Source organism: Tractidigestivibacter sp. (assembly GCF_057241865.1).
Window position 1 is genome coordinate 12938 of record NZ_DBHHPX010000029.1, and the last position, 19781, is coordinate 32718.

Consider the following 19781-nt stretch of genomic DNA (forward strand, 5'->3'; position numbering starts at 1 on the left):
GGCGCATGACCTGTGTACGAAACGAGCCATTAGATATGAACACGAACCGCTGATCACTTTAAACGTAGTCACAAGACGCGGTGTCGCCGCTAGGGTGGATAGGAGAGGCAGATGGCAGAAAGGGTCCTTGGTGGAAGGTACCAGGTCCTCGACAAGGTAGGTGCGGGGGGCATGGCCACGGTCTACCGTGGCATGGATCAGGTGTTGGGGAGGACTGTCGCCATCAAGACGATGCTGCCCCAGTACGCAACCGACCCCTCATTTGCAGCACGCTTCAAGCAGGAGGCGCAGGCTGCGGCGGCGCTCAACAGCCCCTACATTGTCTCGGTCTATGACTGGGGCAAGGACGGTGACACCTACTACATCATCATGGAGTACCTGCGCGGTACCGACCTCAAGAGCGGCATTCGCAAGCATGGCGCGCTCGACTGCAAGAAGGTCGCGCAGATTGGCTCGCAGATAGCGCAGGCGCTCTCCGTGGCTCACAACCACGACATCATCCACCGCGACATCAAGCCGCAGAACATCATGGTGCAGCCCAGTGGCAACATCAAGGTAATGGACTTCGGCATCGCACGCGCAAAGAACAGCCACCTCACCACCGACAACTCGGTCCTGGGCACGGCACACTACGTCTCACCCGAGCAGACCCAAGGCAAGCCGCTTGGCCCCACCACCGACCTCTACTCCCTTGGCATCGTGATGTACGAGGCCGCCACCGGCCGTGTCCCCTTTGATGGTGACAACGCAGTGACCGTGGCCATGAAGCAGGTCACCGAGCAGCCCGTGCCACCCAGCCAAATCAACCCCAACGTGGACCCTCAGATAGAGGCCATCATCCTCAAGTGCATGCAGAAGGACCCCAAAGACCGCTTCCAGACGGCCGACGAACTCTACCACACGCTTCACGACTACCTTGCCGGCCGCATGCAGGCGGTCAACAACGCAACGGCGATGCTCCCTGCAGCAGCAACCAAACCGCTGGCAGGACGCGGCGGCAATGTCACCCAGAACATGTCCCGCGCACAGGCCACGGGCAGGATTCGCCCCCAGTCCGCCACCGAGCAGGCCGCCGCAGAGGAGGAGGACCGTCAGAAGAAGCACAAGCGCAATCGTGCGCTCGCTATCGTCGGAGTCATCGCAGGCATCGCACTTGTGGCACTCCTCGTTATGGCTGCGTTGGGGTCTGGCTCGAAGGCGTATTCGGTACCCAACCTCCTTGGCCTCACGCAGGACGAGGCCTCGGCAATGCTCACCTCTGATGGCCATAACTTCACTATCGGCAACGTGACGCAGCAGTATTCTTCCTCCGTCGAGGAGGGCAAGATCATCGAGCAGACCCCGGGTGCCGGGCGTACGGCCACCGAGGGCTCCAAGATCGACATCGTCGTCTCTAAGGGAGAAGAGCCGGCAGCCTCGGTCACGGTGCCCGACCTCACCAACTGCACGCCTTCCGAGGCGCAGGAGCTGCTTAACAAGTACGGGCTCAAGGGCCAAGCGGGCGACTCTGTCTACGATGCGAACATCGAGGTTGGCCACGTTGCCCAGCAGGAGCCCGCGGCAGGCTCGGACGCCAAGGCTGGTGACACCATCACCTATCACCTCTCGCAGGGTGCCGAGCAGGTCTCTGTCCCCAACGTCGTGGGGGATTCCCAGTCCGATGCCACGAGCGCACTCAAGAGCGTGGGCTTTAGCGTGAGCGTGAAGCAGTCCTCCTCGTCCAGCGTCGAGAAGGGCCTTGTCATTAGCACCGACCCATCTGCAGGCACAAGCGCCGACAAGGGCAGCACAGTCACCATCACGGTCTCCACCGGCCCAGCGTCCGTCTCGGTGCCTAACGTTGTAGGGTATAAGGAGTCCGACGCCAAGGAGGAGCTCGAGAGGGTAGGCTTTAGCGTCTCAGTGACCACCGAGACGAGCAGCAGCGTTGCCAAGGGCAAGGTCATCTCGCAATCTGCGACATCGGCGACCGCGGGGTCGACCATCACGATCGTGGTGTCCAGCGGCTCTGGTTCGAGCAGCAACAGCAACAGCGGGACGTCGAACAACGGCAACTCGTCGAACGGCGAGAATTCGAACAGCAACACCGGCGGGACGACCAACACCAGCAACTAGCATGGTTGGCGAGAGGCGCCAGTAGGGCCCCCGACCTGCGATCAGACGGGTCAGGGGCTCTTTTGTAAGGCGAGGCGTGCAGCATGTATTCGCTGCTTGGTTGTATGCTGAAACACGCACCACCGGCAATGCACTTGTTGTTGGCATCCCCCACCGCCTCGGTATCGAGGTCGCCAAAGAGCTTGGTCCAGACGCGGCATCGAACTAGCCAGCAGTCGGCCTTGACACGAATTGCCAGGGCCATCCCCTCACTTCTCCCCGCTGGTACTGAGCAGCACGTTCACCAGCTCCAGGTCCTCGGGGTCAGGCGAGCCCAGCGGCAGGCCGCATGCCTCAAAGAAATGGCTGCCTGCAAACTGACGAGCACGGAAGGTGTCGTGTGCCCCATCATCGAGGTAGCGTACCCTTGAGATGCAGTCGGTCGTCGCGCAGTAGAGCACGCCGCGCCGCGCCGCGTAGCCCAGGTACGTCTCGTTCGGCGACCACATTGTGACGCCCGCCATGTGCTCAAGCTCGTAGGCCACCGCGTACTCTCGCCAAGAGAGTCCGCGCAGACGCACGTAGCGGTCGAGAAGCGATGCCATTCTCGTCACGCGCCGCAGCGTTGCGCTAGCGTCCATCAGTCGCGCGTCTGACCGTGGCGAGAAGAGCGTGCGCGCGGCAAGCGACCGCATGGCCTGTTCGCGCTCCTCCCCGGTAACCATCACCGCAGGAACCGAAAGCTTCAGCGACTCGTTGGGGAAGAGCTCGATTGCCGAGTGCGCAACGATTGTCTCGTCTCGCTGAGAAGTCCTAAACACCAGGCTGTCGTGCGCGTGCTGGACGCGGCAACCAATCCCATAACAATCGAAGGCCGCGCGCATCGCCGCAGCTCCCTCGTTGATGCTCGCACGCGAGTTGGCCTCGTCTGCCTTTGGACCGAGCCTAAACAGGTACAGGTCGAAGAGGGCAACGGGGTCCCTTGCGTCATCGGCCATGGGGTAGTAGACCGTGCGACAACAGAACCTGCGCACGTCTAGGCGGCGGTTGGTCGCACGGTCATACAGGTCTACCAGTGCAGTTCCGTCAGCCGGACCCGAGGTCGAGCCCTCACGAATCTCTACGATGCCGTCGGCCACATAGGGAGGAAAGTCCCCCTCGTCCACGCGAACCAGAATCACGCCACGGCTGTCGTCCGTGGGGTCTGTCAGGAAGCGTACCTCAAAGTGCGGCGCGGGCGAGACGTGCCTGCGGCAGAGCTCCCCTATCACCTGGCTGATGTCTGCCGTGCCGCGCGGGACAGGCACAACCTCGCGGGAGTCGTCTGCGATTCCAATCACGAGCCACCCGCCGCGCGAGTTCGAGAACGACGCCACGATTTTGGGAATCTTCCGGCGCACGCTTGGCCCGAAGGTCTGCTTGAACTCCAGCGCAAAACCTTCCTCGAGGTCAGCGAGCTGGGGCAGGTCATCCCAGGTCACTTCGGCGATTGTCTTGGGCCGGCCTTGTTCGTCGCGGAACGGGTTGAACATGGCTCCCCCTTCTCGTGTGGTTGTGGGGCAACGGCACGACGCTGCCTTCTCGAGTGTAGCGCTCACGCGTGACCGCTGGCGTTGGGTACGGCACCGAGGATTGCAGGGGGCTTCTCGACCTGGCAACTCACGGCGAAATCCACGACGCGAGGCATCGCAGCAGAAGCCTTCTCCTCGATTCCGACCGCTAGGCAACCGTCTCCAATGTCAAGACTGTCCTAGTATGCGTACGCACGATAGCGCCTTTCTGGCAGTCCTGCCCTTCGGGAGCCCCACGCTGGCAGAGGACTACCGTCGTGCGTACGCACAATCCCCTTCCGTTGCCAGGCCCCTCTCGCCCACCTGGGAAAACGTCACGACCCCGACAGATTTCCCCGGTTGTGCGTACTCACAACGCGACTTTTTAGCCAGCGGGGCCAGCCTGCAGGCTAATTGTGGGGTACCGAGAAGCCCAAGGCCGTTGGGGCACGAAGCCCCGTGGGTTAGCCCGCCCGCACCACAACCCCGTCCCAGAGCGAACAGGCCAGACCCAGCGATGGGTCTGGCCTGCGACATTACATGGTGCCCCCGGGCCGATTCGAACGGCCGACACCAGGTTTAGGAAACCTGTGCTCTATCCCCTGAGCTACGAGGGCATGCGAGAAGACATTCTACCATCGACCAGCAATGCGTGCCACGAGACACTCGCTACTTGTTCTTGTTGGCTCGGCTCGCCCTCTTGGCCTGCCTTGCTGCCTCGGCCTCGTTCTCACGGCGGCGCTGCTGCTCGAAGAGCTCGGCGAGCTTCTTGTCGCTATAGCTGGCAACCTTGCGCTCAGTGGCCTTGCGGACGGGCCGGCGGACACGCCAGTCGTACACAAAGGCACCGATGATCAGGGCAAACGCAAGCACCACCGACGCCACCGAGGCAATGCCAGCAAACGTCTGGTAGTCCGAGCTGTCGGCGGGAAACGCCCACACCAGCAGCAGCGAGACAATCGTCATGCCAAAGCCCACGCCGATAAGAATCCACCATGTGTGCTCGGTCTTGCGGTACTCCTCGTTCGTGCGAAGGATGAGGTCGTAGCCGCGCTGACGGAAGTCTTCCTCCTCGCGCTGCCTGCGCCTCTCTTCCTTGCGGGCCTCCTTCTGGGCAGGCGTGCCGCCGCCAAAGAGGCCACCGCCCATGCTGGCAGAAGAGCTGGAGGATGCCGTACGCACGGTGGAGGCGGCCTCACGGCTGGGCTTGGCGCCGGCCGCAGAGCTGCGGTAGCTCCTGATGGCCATGGGGTCGCGCCTCTCGGCCTCATCCTTCGAAGACTTCTCGGACTTAGCGCCGCGCTCGCTCCTTTCGACCTTGGAGTCTGCCGACTTGGTGTTACCGCCGAGCCTGCTGGCCTCCTCGACCTCCTTGCGGGCGCCGTCGATGGTATCACGCAGAGACATGGGACTCCTTCATGGGCTCGAACTCGTGGCCGGTGATGATCTGGAACGCCTCCTGGTAGCGGCTCGACGTTCCCGCGATAACGTCCTGCGGCAGGTGGGGCGGCTTGCCGGTCATGCTCCAGTTTGCCTTGAGCCAGTCGCGCACGTACTGCTTGTCGTAGCTGGGCTGGACGTGACCGGGCTGGTAGCCCTCGGCAGGCCAGAAGCGGCTGGAGTCCGGCGTGAGGCACTCGTCGATAAGGGTGAGACTGTCGTCGATGAGGCCAAACTCAAACTTGGTGTCGGCAATGATGATGCCGCGGGTTGCCGCATACTCGGCAGCGGCCTTGTAGATGGAGAGGGAAGCGTCGCGCAGCTGGGCCGCAACTTGATCGCCCACAATCTCGGCGCAGCGTTCAAACGAGATATTCTCGTCGTGGTCGCCAGGTGCCGCCTTGGTCGACGGGGTGAAGATCGGCTCGGGGAGCTTCGAGGCCTCGACCAGGCCATCCGGCAGCTTGATGCCGCAAACCGTGCCATCGGCGTCATAGGTCTTCTTCCCAGAGCCGGTGAGGTAGCCGCGCACGATGCACTCGATGGGGATGGTCTTGGCCTTCTTGACCAGCATGGAGCGACCGGCCAGGTAGCTGGCGTACTGGTGGTACTCGGCGGGATAGTCGGCCACGTCCATCGAAATCATGTGGTTGGGCATGAGGTCGGCAAAGCGCTCAAACCAGAACGCCGAGATGCGCGTGAGAATCTCGCCCTTGTAGGGAATCTCGTCCGGAAGGATGTAGTCAAACGCGCTAATGCGATCCGACGCGACCATGAGCAGGGCGCCCCCGCAGTCATAGATATCGCGAACCTTGCCGTGAGAATCCGGGCGAAGCTCGATGTCAGCCACGATAGACCTCGTTTCTTTCGACGATGCGCCCGCTGGTCAGGCACGCAGTGAGTAGTGTAGCGCACGACCGTGGCAGTCGCGCGCCTCACACCCCTATCGCATGAACCCCTCTACTTCTCCTGCTGCTTCTCCTGCAGCGCCTGCTTGAGGTTGCGGCGCCCGCGGTTGAGGGGCACGCGGATGGTGAACGTGGTGCCCTTGCCCAGCTCGGAGTCAACCGAGATGGTGCCGTTGTGACGGTCCACGATCTCCTTGGTGATGGAGAGGCCCACGCCCAGGCCGCCAGAGACGCGCTCGCGACTCACGTCAGAGCGCCAGAAGCGCGAGAAGGTCTGGGGGATGTCCTCCTTGGTGATGCCAATGCCGGTGTCGCGCACCGAGATGATGGCGTCCGAGTGGCCTGAGCCAACCGAGACCACAACCCAGCCATCCTCGTCGGTGTAGCGCATGGCGTTGCTCATAAGGTTGACGATTGCCTCGCGGATAAGGTCGGGATCGATGTCCGCCTGGCACTCACCATGGGCCGTGTTGTCATTAAAGCGCAGGTGAAGACCCTTCTCGTGGAAGAGCTGGTGCTGTGAGCTCACCAAGCTCCTAACCAGGTAGACCACATCGGTGCGCTCCACCTTGAGTTCGGTGGTGCCGTTCTCGAGGCGCGAGAGCTTGAGCATGGCGTCAACAAGGCGAGAAAGGCGGCGCGTCTCGGAGGCAAGGGTCTCCAGGTGCTCGTCGTCTGCCGGAAGCACGCCGTCCTGCATGGCCTCGACGGTTGCGAGGATAGCCATGAGCGGAGTGCGCAGCTCATGCGCAACGTCGCTGGTAAGACGATGCTCGAGCTTGAGGTCCTTCTCGAGCGAGGTTGCCATGTCATCGAAGGTCTCGCCCAGCTGGCCAATCTCGTCCGTGCCACGCACGCCCGTGCGGGCCGTGAGGTCACCGTTTCTTATCTGCGAGGCCGTGCGCGTGATGCGCTGGATGGGCTTGGTGAGCGAGCGCGAGACAAAGTAGCCAATGATCACGGCGAGAACAACCGCGATGACCGCCGCAACAGAGATGGCGCTGTAGGAACTCTCCCTAAACTTGGCGTCTGTCGAGGTGAGCAGAGCATCTGAGCCAAAGGCCCATAGCAGCACGGCACCTACCGTCTCCCCCTCGGCGTCGACCACGCTTGCCGTGACCACTGACTCGGAGCCCGTGGGCACGGCGCTTTCGCCCGTCTCCGCTGCACCAGAGTCGCCGTAGCGCGAGAGGCCGACGGTATCGTCGTAGAGGATGTTGCCATCATTGTCGAGCACCTGTAGGCCCACGTCTGGCGACGCGCCCGAGAAGGACGAGGCGCTGGAGACCACATCCACCGTCCAGCCGCCTGCCGCATCATATGCAACAGCAAGCGTGTCTGCCGCCGACTGCGCCAGCGACTGCATATTGCCCCTGGTATAGGCCTTGAACTGACTCTCCCAGACAACAGCCAGGACCACGACGAGAATGCCTGCCGTCATGACCGCGGTAAGAGCAAACGAGACAGCCAGTCTCGTGGAGTAGGTCCAGCTGTGCTTTGGGTCGGGCTTTATCGTGTTAAACGAACCGCGGCCCGTGGCGGCATCTGCGCCACCATTGGCCGCGGGCTCGCCGCTTAAACCTTGGGAGGCCACCCTGGCTCCTACTCAGATTTTACCTTGGCCGCTACCTTGGCTGCCTTGGCCTTATCATCGGCCTGAGGGGCCTCGAAGCGGTAGCCCACGCCGTGAACAGTGTAGAGCCAACGCGGGTTGCGCGGGTCGTCGCCCAACTTGGCACGCAGGTTCTTGACGTGGGAGTCGATGGTGCGCTCGTAGCCCTCAAAGTCGTAGCCCAAGACCTTCTCGACAAGCTCCATGCGGGTATAGACACGACCGGGGTGACGGGCGAGCGTGGTGAGGAGCTTGAACTCGGAGGCCGTAAGGTCAACCTCCTTGCCCTCGACCATGACCTTGTGGCCAGAGATGTCGATGACCAGGTCACCAAAGTCCAGCACCTCGAGCTGCGGCTCGGTCTCGGTGTGGGCGCGGCGCAGCAGGGCTCGCACGCGGGCGATGAGCTCACGCGGCGAGAAGGGCTTGATGAGGTAGTCGTCGGCGCCAAGCTCAAGGCCAATGACGCGATCCTCCACCTCGCCCTTGGCGGTAAGCATGATGATGGGCACGTTCGAGGTCTCACGGATGGCGCGGCACACGCGCTCGCCAGAGAGCTTGGGGAGCATGAGATCGAGAATCACAAGGTCAAACGAGTGCTTCTCGAACTCCTCAACGGCGCTCTGGCCGTCCCCGACGCCGCGAACGATATAGTTCTCGTGGTCGAGGTACGCCGCCACGACGTCGCGGATTGCCTTCTCATCTTCTACCAGCAGAATCTTCTTCTCGTCTGAAGCCATGCGGCCTCCTTTAGCTCAGATATGCTCGATGGTCAGATAGACCCACCAATCCTATAGTAGTGTACCCCACAAGGGCCACTCTCGAACCATCCTATAGGGGGAAGGTTCTCACTATTACGGAAGCGGGGTATCCGGTGGTGGCATCCTTGACGGACGAGAAGGTCACGAACGTGTCGCACTCGCCAACGCGCGCCGGGTAATCGCCGTAGTCCACACTCCTATCGGTCGCGGAGAGCACGCTGTAGGTTTGATCGGTGGCGTTGACCACGATGTAGGAGGATCGACTCTTGATGAAGTAGACGCCATTTTTGCCAGCGGCCGCGCACTCGAATGGCTCGCGCGCGAGGTAGAGAAAGTCGCTGCCGTCACTCGAGCCAATGTAGGTGCCCATGTTGCCGAGAAGCCCACCGGAGCCGTAGTTTGCCTCGACGGAGACGACGAACTTCTCGCCCATGCGGCAGGCACGGAAGGGCTTGACCGAGGTCGGCATCACGAGCTGGTCGACCTTGGTCTTGAGCCCGTCATCGATAGTGTAGGCGGTAACGCCGTAGTAGGTGCCTTCGCTTGCGCGCACGCGGGGTGCGAGCACCACCCAGTTGCCGCAGACGGTGGGGGAAGTGGCAAAGCGGCCAGGGGACTCCACAACGGCCTGGGCGTTAGACGAGCCAACGGTCCAGAGGTAGCAATAGGAGGTCTCGGCGGTCTTATCGCCCGAGGTAGAGGGCTGCACCTGCCAAATGACTGAGGTGCCGCTGCAGGCAACCGGGGCCGGGTCCCAGTTGGAATCCGCCTGCCAGAGCGTCTTGGTCTCGCCGGCGAGGGCCCCGTCCGAGAACGCCGCCGCAAAGAGACTCCATGACCGGGTGATCATGTCCAACTCTACCCAAGCATAAACCGAATCCGAGCAGGCAACGCCATAAATGACCGAGGTCGTAGTGCCGGTGACGGCCTTTGTCACAACCTCCTTGAGCTCGCCCGAGGAGGTAGAGAGGGCCGAGGCCACAACCATGGGGCTGGCAGAGGCGCCGGCCGTGGTAACGGGCAGCCACACGCCCTCCGCCGGGTGAAGGACGTTACCCAAGGGCAGCGTCCACGTGTTGCTGGCGGAGTACGGCAGGTCAACCGAGGTAAAGGTGTCCAAGATGCTTGTGCCCGTGTCCTCGGAGACGTTGACGGGCTCGGAGGTGTCGGCGGTGTCCTGCTCCTTGTTGGTGCAGCCGGCAAGAACACCTACGGTTGCCGCAGCAGAGGCCGCCGCGACACCCGTCTTGAAAAACGAGCGACGAGAGATGCCTGCGTGGCGTGCGGCACCGTTTTGGCTGCTGTGTCTGTGGCCCAGCATAACTGGCCCCTAGGCTTGCGCCGCGACCTGGGCCTCGTGCAGGGCGAGGCTCAGCTGGTCGGCGCAGGAGGTGTGGCGGGGCCCACAGGCGTTGCCCGCAAGGGTGCCGGCTATCTGGCCGACAGGCTGGCCCTTGACCAGCCTGCCTATGGCCTTGAGGTTGCCACTGCAGCCACCTTCGAAGGAGACGCCCTCGATGGTCGAGCCGTCATCCGTGAGATCAATATGGATGGCCTGGGAGCAGACGCCCCGGGGCCTAAAGTCGTAGTGGAACATGAATCTCTCCTCTTGGTGGCGCTTACGCGAACTCGAGCTTCTCCAGGCGGTCGAAAACCACGTCCTTGCGCTTCAGGAAGCTCTGCGGGTCGAAGATGGCGTCGAGCTGCTGTGCGGTGAGCGTGCAGCGGCTATCAGCGGCCAGCTTGTCACGGAAGGTCGTACCGGGCGTGCAGTCCTGGACCTCGTGCCAGGTGGCCATGGCGTCATCCTGCACGATCTTGTAGGCCTCCTCGCGCGTGATGCCGGTCTCTACCAGGGCAAGCAGAACCTTGCTCGAGTAGATGAGGCCACGGGTCTTGTTGAGGTTGGCCAGCATGCGCTGCGGGTAGAGAACCAGGCCGTCGACGATGCGGATGAGGCACTGGAACATGTGGTCAAGCGCCATGAAGCTGTCGGCCTGGGCCACGCGCTCCGCCGAGGAGTGCGAGATGTCGCGCTCGTGCCAGAGCGCCACGTCATCAAAGGCCACCTGCGCGTTTGCCTTCACCACACGGGAGAGGCCGCAGACCTTCTCGGCAGTGATGGGATTGCGCTTGTGAGGCATGGCCGAGCTGCCCTTCTGGCCCTTGCGGAAGGGCTCTTCCACCTCGAGGGTGTCGGTGCGTTGGAGACTGCGAATCTCGGTGGCAATGCGCTCGCAGGTCGCCGCCGTGGTGGCAAGAACGCCGGCCAGGTAGGCGTGGTGGTCGCGCGAGATGACCTGCGTGGAGAGCGGGTCGTGCACCAGGCCCAGGTGCTTGCAGACGTACTCCTCGACAAAGGGATCAATCGAGCTGTAGGTTCCCACGGCACCTGAGATGGCACCGAAGGCCACGTTGGCACGGCCATCCTTGAGACGGTCGTAGTCGCGCTTGAGCTCCCAGGCCCAGCTGCCAAACTTCATGCCAAAGGTCATGGGCTCGGCGTGAATGCCGTGCGTGCGGCCAACGCAGAGGGTCTCGCGCTCCTCGAAGGCACGGCGCTTGCAAATCTCACCGAGCTCCTTGCAGTCATCAAGCAGGATATCGGTGGCTTGGACAAGCTGGTAGCAGAGGGCCGTGTCGCCAAGGTCCGAGCTGGTCATGCCAAAGTGGACCCAGCGGCTGGGCTTGGGGTCTCCCTCGGGGACGTCGGTATCGATGTGACGACCCATGTCGGTGAGAAACGCAATCACGTCGTGGTTGGTGACGGCCTCGATGGCGTCGACCTCGTCCTTGTCAAAGCCGGCGTGGTCGCGAATCCAGGCGGCCTCCTCCCTGGTGATGCCAATCTTGCCCAGCTCGGCCTGAGCCTCGCAGGCAAGGACCTCGATCTCCTGCCAGATGGCGTACTTGTTCTCCAGCGAGAAGATGTGGCCCATCTCGGGACGGGTGTAGCGATCGATCATCTGCGTTCCTTTCGCAGCAGCATGGCGGTAATTCGATTTTACCGCGCGAGGTGGCGGGGGTTCTCCGAGGGTGACGGGCAGGCCCGGCGCGCAACGGCATGCGGGCTAACGCGTCATAGCACGCTTGATGGCGCCCCCAACGCCTGCCTGTGCCTTGGTCACATAGCCGCTAAGGTCTGCTCCGGTGAAAAGCTTGATAAGCCAGAAGTAGACCAGCAGTACTGCCATGGGCACAAGGCACGAGGTCACGATGCTTACGGCAACAGCGTCGATGAGCTTGTTGAGCTGGGATGCAACGGTACCCGCTGCCTCCTGGGCGCCGGAGGCCAGCGCGTCGATACCGCTGGAAACAGCCGATCCCAGCACGTCGAGGAGGTTCTGGCTGTCGCTTGTGTCCTGTTCGGACGCCGTGCCGTCAGACACGCTTTGCGTTGCCTCATCGGTTGCCTGAACGGCGGCCTCCACCTGCTGCGAGGCCTGATATTGAGTGTTGATGGCGTCGGTCAGGCCTGCACTCACAGGAACCAGCGTTGCCAGCGCAACGCCTACCACCATGAGCTTGACGCCCCACACAAACAGCACAGGACGTGGTCCCCAACTCCGATGTGCCCACAGCCAACCGATGACCATGGCAAGTCCCACGGGGACAAAGATTCTAAACCCAATAAGACCAAGCGTGGTGAGGAGGAACTTCTCGAGGTAAATCACCGAAAGCACCACCACGAGCTTTCCCGAGAGATCCGCAAGCTGCTCACCGATGGGCGTGCCTACATCATCGGGGATGGCCGTGACGGCTACGGATGCCGCGGTGGCCGTTGCCACCAGCCCCATGGCAGTCGTCTTTTGGCTGTCGAGCGTTGCGTTGACGTTGGAATAGGCATCTGTGCTTGAGAGGTACATGCCAAGCGGGAACTCCGATACCAGAAGCAACGCCGCCAGGATGACGGTCACAATCAGCCGTGTGCGCGGGGCAGGCTCGTCATCTGGGCCAACGGGCCCCATGGGATCCTCAAGTGTCGCGGGCATTTTGGTACGTGGAGATAGCGTCTCCGTGCGTTTCTGGGCAGTACTGGGCATTCGTTCCCCTCTCCTCGGGCTGCGCCCGGCGCGATTGCTCCCAAAACCTTACTGCATTGGCGGCCCCAGGTGCCCTTCCGTACCATGCGCGCAACAAGCAGTCGCGAATCGACACACAGAATCGAGGTTTTGAAGGCCCCCTGGCCTTCCTGAGCCGCACCAGGTGGTGCGAGCCCGCCTTGCTGCGGGCGTTTTCCCAGTTGGTGCGCGGCAGATGGGCGGTGCGTTGGCACGCGGCACCCGGAACTGGCGTCCAACGCGGAAAAGTAACCTTCATATCCTCGATTCTGCGTGCAGTTTGGCCATTTGCCGTTGCACGCATGACCCCAAAAGCGCCTGGGGACCGTCCGCGCATGGCGCTATCATCTTCGAAAGTAGCAAGCTTGCCCTACCGCAACAACCCATAGACCGGGAAGGAGCGCCCATGCCTCGCAAAGATGCTCGGCAGGAACTGGCGTGCGCGCTCAAGCGCCTCATCAAGCGCTATCCGCTTGACAAGATCACGGTCACCATGCTCGCGGCCGGGGCGGGCGTAAACCGCCAGGCCTTCTACTACCACTTCGAAAGCGTCTACGACCTGGTTGCCTGGATCTACACCGTCGAGGCCGATGAGGTCCTGGGGGACGAGAGAGCCTACAACACCTGGCAGCGGGGCATGTGCGCTTTGCTCGAGCACATCCTTCACGACCGCGACTTTGTCGTTCGCACCATCCACTCCGTCGACCCCAACTACGCCCAGCGCTTTCTTCACAGCCGCACGGACCAACTCGTCATGAGCGTAGTTGCCGAGGAGAGCAAAGACCTCGACATCTCTGCCGATGACCAAGCGTTTATTTCGCAATTCTACGCTGCTGGCTTTGTGGCCACAGTAATCAATTGGGTCACCAACGGCATGACCGAGAGGCCAGAGGAGCTTGTGGCCCAGCTCGACCGCGTGGTGCACGGAGACATCCCCGCCGCAGTCGAGCGCTTCTCTCGCCGTCTGTAGTGAGACGCCGCAGCGGTATCCGTCTCGGTCCGCACGCTTATCCTATTTTGAACAAAATTCGAAAACTAGACAGACTGGCGATTCTGTCTAGTCTGCCATTGCCTGCGCACGGGAATCCTCGCTCCATAACCCCACCGTCCGTGGCCCAGGCACCAGCCTGGACGGATGTCACGGCACCATACGAGGAGGTCGCCATGTACTCTACAGCTCTGGCAACTACGAAGCATTCGCCCGCCCCAAGAAGCCCAAAGGCATCGAGGGCAAGCACGCCTACATCGTGGGCACCGGCCTTGCGGGGCTCTCGGCCGCCTGCTTCCTGGTGCGTGACGCCCAGATGCCCGGCGAGAATATCCACATCCTCGAGGCGCGTAGGCTGCCCGGCGGCGCCTGCGACGGCGAGCAGCAGCCCATTGGTTTCACCATGCGCGGCGGCCGCGAGATGGACAACCACTTCGAGGTCATGTGGGACCTCTATCGCTCCATCCCCTCCATCGAGCACGAAGGCCAAAGCGTCCTTGACGAGTACTACTGGCTCAACAAGGAGGACCCCAACTACTCGCTGTGCCGCGCAACCGAGAGCCGCGGCCAGGACGCCCACATGGATAAGAAGTTTGGCCTCTCCGACGCCGGCCTCACGGAGATCATAAAGCTCTTCTTCACCCCCGACGAGCAGCTCTATGGCAAGCGCATCAACGAGATCTGGGATGATGAGGTCTTTGGCTCCAACTTCTGGATGTGCTGGCGCACCATGTTCGCCTTCGAGAACTGGCATTCCGCGCTCGAGGTCAAGCGCTACGTCCAGCGCTACATCCACCACATCGGTGGCCTGCCCGACTTCACGGCGCTTCGCTTCACCCGCTACAACCAGTACGACTCGATGATCCTGCCCATGATCAAGTACATCGAGTCTGCAGGCGTGTCCATCGAGTATGGACAGAAGGTCGTGAACGTAGAGTTTGACTTTGTCCCCGCATCTGCCACGGAAGCAGCCAAGAAGGTCGCGCGCGCCATTGTGGTTCAGCACGATGGCATTGAGGACAGCATCCCCCTCACCAAGAACGACCAGGTCTACATCACCAACGGCGGGTGCGTGGAGAACGCCACGTGGGGTTCGCAGAACACTGTGGCCAAGGTCGATCCGCAGGCTCGACCTGGTGGCGGCTGGGACATGTGGCGTCGCATCGCCGCGCAGGCGCCAGATGGCTCCTTCGGTAACCCCGATGTCTTCTGCAGTGACCCAGAGCAATCCAACTGGATGAGCGCCACCGTCGACACCGCAGATCCCGAGATTCTCTCGGCCATTCAGCGCATCTGCCGCCGCGACCCGCTCTCTGGGCGCGTGGTGACTGGGGGCATCGTGACTGCCCGTGACTCCAGGTGGCTGCTCAGCTGGACCGTCAACCGCCAGCCACAGTTCAAGACCCAGCCAGACGGCCACGTGCTCGTTTGGGTGTATGTGCTCTTCACCGACAAGGGAGGCGACTTCATCAAGAAGCCCATGCGTGAATGCACGGGTGCAGAAATCTGCGAGGAGTGGCTCTACCACCTTGGCATCCCCGAGGACCGCATCGTGGCGCTGGCGCAGGAGCACGCAAACACCACCACCTGCTACATGCCTTACATAACCGCATTCTTCATGCCGAGAAACGACACGGACAGGCCCAAGGTGGTTCCCGACGGCGCCGTGAACTTTACCTTCCTCGGCCAGTTTGCCGAGGTGGTGCGCGACACCATCTTCACCACCGAGTACTCGATGCGCACCGGCATGGAGGCCGTCTACACGCTGTGCGATGTCGACCGCGGCGTACCCGAAGTCTGGGGTTCGGTCTACGACGTGCGCTGTCTCTTGGACGCCTCGGCCAAGCTTCAGGACAATCGCAAGGTCACCGAGATGAAGCTGCCCCTCATCGAGCGCAAGGCCCTCGGGGCGGCACTCCGCAAGGTCAAGGGCACCGACATCGAGAAGCTGCTTGTGGCCTACGGTATCATCTAGCCGCAGTGCCTGCATCCAGCCAGCTCGGCTCAAGCGACCCTGGCGGGCAGCGGCAGATACCGCCGCCCGCCCCTCCCAAAGTAGGGTGGCACGCGGTCCGCTGCATGAAAACGGCCTATCGCACGGCTTTCCCAGATTCGCTGCATGAAAACGACCTATCGCACGGTACCGATTCACACCCCGATCGACACGATGTATAGCAGATGCATAACATCAATAATTACATGGGGATGTATTCGTGGAAATGCATCTTCATGCACCCCAACAAAGATGTGGCTCACCAGGGACCGTACGATAGCCCGTTTTCATGCACGCACCCCAGAGATTCCCCGCGATAGGCCGTTTTCACGCAGGCTTTGACGGGCTTCGGTCAGCATGGATACGCTCTTCCGGGAATTTCGTGCCTGGTGGGTCTCGCACCTTAACGTGGCGAGGCCCACCTCACTCGTCGGCGGCGAGATGCGCCCGGGCCTCGGCAAGCTGGGCGCGCACCGCCGCCTCGCCGGTTCCACCGTACGTCACGCGCGCGTTGGCAATGCCCACCGGGTCGAGACCCTGCGCGATATCCTTCCCAAAGAGCGGGCTTGCCGCACGGAATTCCTCAGCCGTGAGGTCCTCCAGCCCCTTACCGTGCTTCTCGCAGTAGAGCACGAGCTTGCCAACAACCTCGTGTGCCTCGCGAAACGGCATGCCCCTCTTGGCCAGGTAGTCGGCAACGTCGGTAGCAGCGGTAAAGCCCTTGCCGGCCTGGGCGAGCATTGCATCCTTGTTCACGGCCATGGTTGCCAGCATGCCCGCAGCAATGGCCATGCAATCGAGCAGCGTCTTTGCGGCGTCGGCCGGACCCTCCTTGCACTCCTGGAGGTCTTTGTTGTAGGCAAGCGGGAGCGACTTCATGGTGGTGAGAAGCGCCATGAGGTCCCCGTAGACGCGTCCGGTCTTACCGCGCGTGAGCTCGGCGAAGTCTGGGTTCTTCTTCTGCGGCATGATGGACGAGCCGGTGGAGTAGCTATCCGAAAGCGTGATAAAGCCAAACTCCGCACTGCTCCAAAGGACAATCTCCTCGCACAGGCGCGAGAGGTGCATCATGCTCACGGCGCAGGCGTAATCCAGGTCAAGCAGGTAGTCGCGGTCCGAAACAGCGTCCATCGAGTTAGGAATCGTGCGGTCAAAGCCCAGAAGCTGAGTGGTGCACGCGCGGTCAAGCGGGTACGTGGTGCCGGCAAGCGCCGCGGACCCAAGCGGGTTGGCGTCGGCTGCGGCGCGCGCGGCAAGAAGACGCGTGTGGTCACGCGAGAACATCCAGAAGTACGCCAGCATGTGGTGCGAGAAAAGCACCGGCTGTGCATGCTGCAGATGCGTGTAGCCCGGCATCACCACGCCCAGATTCTCCTCGGCAACGCCCAAGATCGTGCGGCGAAGCTCGACGTTTTCCTCGAGAAGCCCGTCACACAGGCGCTTGGCGTAGAGGCGGATATCGGTTGCCACCTGGTCGTTACGCGAGCGGCCCGTGTGCAGGCGCGCACCCGGCGTACCAATGTCTGCGGTGAGGGCCCTCTCGACGGCCATGTGGATGTCCTCATCGTTTACATCCCAGGCAAAGGTGCCATTCTCGATCTGGTCCGAGATCCTCCCAAGCCCCGCATCTATGGCGTCGGCGTCCTCCTGGGAAATGATGCCCTGCTTGGCAAGCATCTTGGCGTGCGCGCGCGAGCCCTTGATATCCTCCTGCGCCATGGCCTTGTCATCCTTGAGCGACGCGCCAAACTCCTGCGTAAAGGCGTCGACGCCCTTCTCGAACCTACCGCCCCACAATGCCATGAGCACCCCTCTCGATGCTGTGCCGTTGTCCCTGCTAGCTTACCGCACGACCCGCACATACGAGCCGATAGAAAAGCCGTCGCCGGTGGCCCCCGACGGCGGCCCTTGCCGCATATCTGTCGAGCAGGCCGGGTCTTTCCTGCTCAGAGGCGTTCCTATTGCAGCTTGGAGCCGGGGCCCTGAACGCGAGACCAGGTCTTGGACTGCAGGCCATGGATGGTGATGAAGCCCTTGGAGGCAGAGTGGTCGAAGGTGTCGCCCTCGTCGTAGGTGGCCAGGTTGTAGTCGTACAGGCTGTACGGCGAGCGCAGGCCGTCGACGAACAGGCCTCCCTTGCAGAGCTTGATGCGCACCTCGCCGGTGACGTACTTCTGCGTGTAAGCGTTGTACGCATCGATGGCCTCGCGGTTCTGCGAGTACCAAAGGCCACGGTAGACCGTGGAGGCCCACTCGACGTCCAGCTTGGCCTTCTGCTTCAGGGTCTCGGCATCGAGGCACAGGGTCTCGAGCGACTGGTGGGCCTGGATGAGAAGGAGCGCGGCGGGGCACTCGTAGCACTCACGGCTCTTGATACCCACGACGCGATCCTCGATCATGTCGATGCGACCAAAGCCGTTGCGCCCGGCAATCTCGTTGGCCTTGATGATGCAGTCGAGAAGCGGCATCCTCTCGCCATCAATCGAGACGGGCAGGCCGCCCTCAAAGCCAATGATGACGGTCTCGGGGTCGGCGGGGCAGTCCTCGGGGTTCCTGGTCATCGTCCAGATGTCCGAAGGTGGCTCGTTCCAGGTGTCCTCAAGCACGCCGCACTCAATCGCGCGACCCCACAGGTTGTCGTCAATGGAGTAGGGCTTCTTGTGGGTGGTGGGCACGGGTACGCCATGGGCCTCGGCCCAGGCCATCTCGGAGTCACGCGTGGTGAGGTCCCACTCGCGCACGGGGGCGATAATCTCGAGCGAGGGGTCAAGCGCGTGGATGGAGGTCTCAAAACGCACCTGGTCGTTGCCCTTGCCGGTGCAGCCGTGGGCAATGTACTTGGCGCCGTACTGGTGCGCGATGTCCACGAGGTGCTTCGAGATGATGGGGCGAGAAAGTGCGGAGAGCAGCGGGTAGATGCCCTCGTACTTGCCGTTTGCCCAGATGGCCTTAGAGACGATGGCCTCGGCGTACTCCTCGCGCATGTCCACGGCCTCGGAGGCAATGGCGCCCATGTCGAGGGCCTTCTGCTTGATCCAGGTGAGGTCCTTCTCGTCCTGACCAACGTTACCGCAGATGGCAATGACGTCCATGTCCTTCTCGACCTGCAGCCACTTCACGATGACGGACGTGTCCAGGCCACCGGAATATGCGAGGACGACCTTCTCTTTCTCAGCCATTTTTGTGCACCTTTCTGTTGTTGGGCCTTGATACCCCTTGCAGACATGCAAACGAACGAGCGTCGCGGCCATGCCGCAACGTCACGAAGAGCCCCCGATCGTGCCGGGCACTGCTGGGTACCTTGTCTAGAGTCTGTGAAGAGAGAAGCGACAAGAACCTATACCAGCGCGCAAGACATCGCGGGGCTGATTCGTCGGTTCTGGCGTCGGAGGGTGACCGTGCTATGGCTGCATACTGTAGTGCTCATATGCGTTGGTCACCCCTTCAAAAGTGGCGCGCGAATCTCGCGCGGCTGTAGTTGCTATGCGCGACTATAGGCCCGCACGGGGCGGCAAGGCAAGTGCGGCAGAGAAAAGATTTCTGCTTGAAACAAAAGGGGTCCGGATGAACAACAGCATGAGGTCGCATTCGGAGAAGGGCTCCATCATGGACCTCCTCGACGCCCCCCGGCACCAAGGAAGGAACGACCACGGACCGGCAGCCTCCTTCCGCGGCCCCCGATTCGGGGAACGTTGGTGCGAGTCGGCCACAGGCAGAGGTTTGGCTGCCCCCCAATCGAGCTGAAGTGTGGGTCGATCTAGGTGACGTGCAGGCCATGTTCAACTGCGGGATCCGCGGCACAGAAGCCAAATGCGAAGCCCACAACATTCGAGACCATGTCCACGATCCCAAAAATGCCGAGAATCGGAACGCACTGGAGCGCCTCGCATGCAAGCACAATGCTCAGGGAGCGCGATGACGGCATACCTCTCGTGCGGAACCTGAACCCGAGAGGGAAGTTCAGGTTGAAGAAAAAACGTCATGGGAGACCGAACGAAGACGTCAACAGGGCTAAGGTTTACTCCCTGGACCCCTGCTCCTCGGCACGATGAGAGGCGAACGCAGCGATAACGCAAATCGCGGAAGCGGCACTCAACAGCACCGTGAGGTACCTGTTAGCCATGGCCTGATAGGTGATTGCGAACGCACGCGCCGCGACTGCGGTATGGATTGCAATCATGAACGGGATGCTACCCATCAGAATCCAGGCCCGTTCCCAATAAGAAGGGCAAGGCCGTGATGTCCGACTCCGCCAAAGAATGATACCGAGAGCCTGAGTCCTAAACAGGCTGCCATCGCAGCGGCCACAAGCCCACAACCCTGACTTCCGCAGCAAATTTTAGAGAATACCGTCCCCGAACAGGGATAACGTGT

General features: G+C 62.0%; 15 protein-coding genes and 1 tRNA gene. 3 read left to right on the forward strand and 13 right to left on the reverse strand.

Annotated features, from left to right (window positions below; translation table 11 throughout):
* The first annotated feature begins 111 nt into the window (after nucleotides 1-111).
* Complete coding sequence (pknB, locus tag ACO59D_RS09540) at nucleotides 112-2115, forward strand: Stk1 family PASTA domain-containing Ser/Thr kinase (protein WP_485126771.1); 2004 nt, start codon at nucleotides 112-114, stop codon at nucleotides 2113-2115.
* A gap of 248 nt (nucleotides 2116-2363) precedes the next feature.
* Here pknB and ACO59D_RS09545 read toward each other — a convergent pair whose 3' ends face one another.
* The 10 genes from ACO59D_RS09545 to ACO59D_RS09590 form a co-directional block, all read right to left on the reverse strand.
* A complete protein-coding gene (locus ACO59D_RS09545) occupies nucleotides 2364-3626 on the reverse strand; it encodes an AlbA family DNA-binding domain-containing protein (RefSeq protein ID WP_130811450.1) in 1263 nt (420 codons plus the stop codon).
* Nucleotides 3627-4185: 559 nt separating this feature from the next.
* Nucleotides 4186-4261, reverse strand: a tRNA-Arg gene (locus tag ACO59D_RS09550).
* Nucleotides 4262-4313: 52 nt separating this feature from the next.
* The gene (locus ACO59D_RS09555; RefSeq protein WP_485126772.1) at nucleotides 4314-5051 is read right to left on the reverse strand and encodes a hypothetical protein; all 738 of its coding nucleotides are present in this window, start codon (nucleotides 5049-5051) and stop codon (nucleotides 4314-4316) included.
* Complete coding sequence (locus ACO59D_RS09560; RefSeq protein WP_485126773.1) at nucleotides 5038-5934, reverse strand: phosphoribosylaminoimidazolesuccinocarboxamide synthase; 897 nt, start codon at nucleotides 5932-5934, stop codon at nucleotides 5038-5040. The genes ACO59D_RS09555 and ACO59D_RS09560 overlap by 14 nt, the downstream gene beginning before the upstream one ends.
* Before the next feature lie 110 nt (nucleotides 5935-6044).
* The gene (locus ACO59D_RS09565; RefSeq protein ID WP_485126774.1) at nucleotides 6045-7586 is read right to left on the reverse strand and encodes a HAMP domain-containing sensor histidine kinase; all 1542 of its coding nucleotides are present in this window, start codon (nucleotides 7584-7586) and stop codon (nucleotides 6045-6047) included.
* An 8-nt stretch (nucleotides 7587-7594) separates the two neighbouring features.
* Nucleotides 7595-8344: a response regulator gene (locus tag ACO59D_RS09570; RefSeq protein WP_485126775.1), complete on the reverse strand. Its 750-nt coding sequence runs from the start codon at nucleotides 8342-8344 to the stop codon at nucleotides 7595-7597.
* 91 nt (nucleotides 8345-8435) lie between these two features.
* On the reverse strand, nucleotides 8436-9686 hold the full coding sequence (locus tag ACO59D_RS09575) for a Tat pathway signal protein (protein WP_485126776.1): 1251 nt from the start codon (nucleotides 9684-9686) through the stop codon (nucleotides 8436-8438).
* A 9-nt stretch (nucleotides 9687-9695) separates the two neighbouring features.
* Nucleotides 9696-9962 carry a TIGR03905 family TSCPD domain-containing protein gene (locus ACO59D_RS09580; RefSeq protein ID WP_485126777.1) on the reverse strand — a complete coding sequence of 89 codons (267 nt, stop codon included), beginning with the start codon at nucleotides 9960-9962 and terminating at the stop codon, nucleotides 9696-9698.
* Nucleotides 9963-9984: 22 nt separating this feature from the next.
* Nucleotides 9985-11331, reverse strand: a complete 1347-nt coding sequence (gene purB / locus ACO59D_RS09585; protein WP_485126778.1) for an adenylosuccinate lyase — start codon at nucleotides 11329-11331, stop codon at nucleotides 9985-9987.
* Nucleotides 11332-11436: 105 nt separating this feature from the next.
* The gene (locus tag ACO59D_RS09590; RefSeq protein WP_485126779.1) at nucleotides 11437-12357 is read right to left on the reverse strand and encodes a hypothetical protein; all 921 of its coding nucleotides are present in this window, start codon (nucleotides 12355-12357) and stop codon (nucleotides 11437-11439) included.
* Between the two features lie 475 nt (nucleotides 12358-12832).
* Between ACO59D_RS09590 and ACO59D_RS09595 the strand changes: the two genes are divergently transcribed.
* Nucleotides 12833-13396 (forward strand): TetR/AcrR family transcriptional regulator, encoded by a 564-nt coding sequence (locus ACO59D_RS09595; RefSeq protein ID WP_485126780.1) that lies wholly within the window; start codon nucleotides 12833-12835, stop codon nucleotides 13394-13396.
* A gap of 178 nt (nucleotides 13397-13574) precedes the next feature.
* Nucleotides 13575-15389, forward strand: a complete 1815-nt coding sequence (locus ACO59D_RS09600) for an oleate hydratase (protein WP_485126785.1) — start codon at nucleotides 13575-13577, stop codon at nucleotides 15387-15389.
* Nucleotides 15390-15830: 441 nt separating this feature from the next.
* On the opposite strand, the gene argH is transcribed toward ACO59D_RS09600, so the two are convergent.
* The 3 genes from argH to ACO59D_RS09615 all read right to left on the reverse strand — a co-directional run bounded on the left by argH (nucleotide 15831) and on the right by ACO59D_RS09615 (nucleotide 19587).
* The gene (argH, locus tag ACO59D_RS09605) at nucleotides 15831-17210 is read right to left on the reverse strand and encodes an argininosuccinate lyase (protein WP_485126781.1); all 1380 of its coding nucleotides are present in this window, start codon (nucleotides 17208-17210) and stop codon (nucleotides 15831-15833) included.
* 155 nt (nucleotides 17211-17365) lie between these two features.
* Complete coding sequence (locus tag ACO59D_RS09610) at nucleotides 17366-18586, reverse strand: argininosuccinate synthase (protein WP_485126782.1); 1221 nt, start codon at nucleotides 18584-18586, stop codon at nucleotides 17366-17368.
* 839 nt (nucleotides 18587-19425) lie between these two features.
* Entirely contained in the window at nucleotides 19426-19587 is a 162-nt protein-coding gene (locus ACO59D_RS09615) for a hypothetical protein (protein ID WP_207302665.1), read from the reverse strand.
* Between the last annotated feature and the right edge of the window lie 194 nt (nucleotides 19588-19781).

Excerpts from the sequence above, each read along its gene's own strand:
- pknB (WP_485126771.1), top strand. The coding sequence starts at position 112 with ATGGCAGAAAGGGTCCTTGGTGGAAGGTACCAGGTCCTCGACAAGGTA.
- ACO59D_RS09545 (WP_130811450.1), bottom strand. The coding sequence starts at position 3,626 with ATGTTCAACCCGTTCCGCGACGAACAAGGCCGGCCCAAGACAATCGCC.
- ACO59D_RS09555 (WP_485126772.1), bottom strand. The coding sequence starts at position 5,051 with ATGTCTCTGCGTGATACCATCGACGGCGCCCGCAAGGAGGTCGAGGAG.
- ACO59D_RS09570 (WP_485126775.1), bottom strand. The coding sequence starts at position 8,344 with ATGGCTTCAGACGAGAAGAAGATTCTGCTGGTAGAAGATGAGAAGGCA.
- ACO59D_RS09575 (WP_485126776.1), bottom strand. The coding sequence starts at position 9,686 with ATGCTGGGCCACAGACACAGCAGCCAAAACGGTGCCGCACGCCACGCA.
- ACO59D_RS09580 (WP_485126777.1), bottom strand. The coding sequence starts at position 9,962 with ATGTTCCACTACGACTTTAGGCCCCGGGGCGTCTGCTCCCAGGCCATC.
- purB (WP_485126778.1), bottom strand. The coding sequence starts at position 11,331 with ATGATCGATCGCTACACCCGTCCCGAGATGGGCCACATCTTCTCGCTG.
- ACO59D_RS09590 (WP_485126779.1), bottom strand. The coding sequence starts at position 12,357 with ATGCCCGCGACACTTGAGGATCCCATGGGGCCCGTTGGCCCAGATGAC.
- ACO59D_RS09595 (WP_485126780.1), top strand. The coding sequence starts at position 12,833 with ATGCCTCGCAAAGATGCTCGGCAGGAACTGGCGTGCGCGCTCAAGCGC.
- argH (WP_485126781.1), bottom strand. The coding sequence starts at position 17,210 with ATGGCATTGTGGGGCGGTAGGTTCGAGAAGGGCGTCGACGCCTTTACG.
- ACO59D_RS09610 (WP_485126782.1), bottom strand. The coding sequence starts at position 18,586 with ATGGCTGAGAAAGAGAAGGTCGTCCTCGCATATTCCGGTGGCCTGGAC.
- ACO59D_RS09615 (WP_207302665.1), bottom strand. The coding sequence starts at position 19,587 with ATGATTGCAATCCATACCGCAGTCGCGGCGCGTGCGTTCGCAATCACC.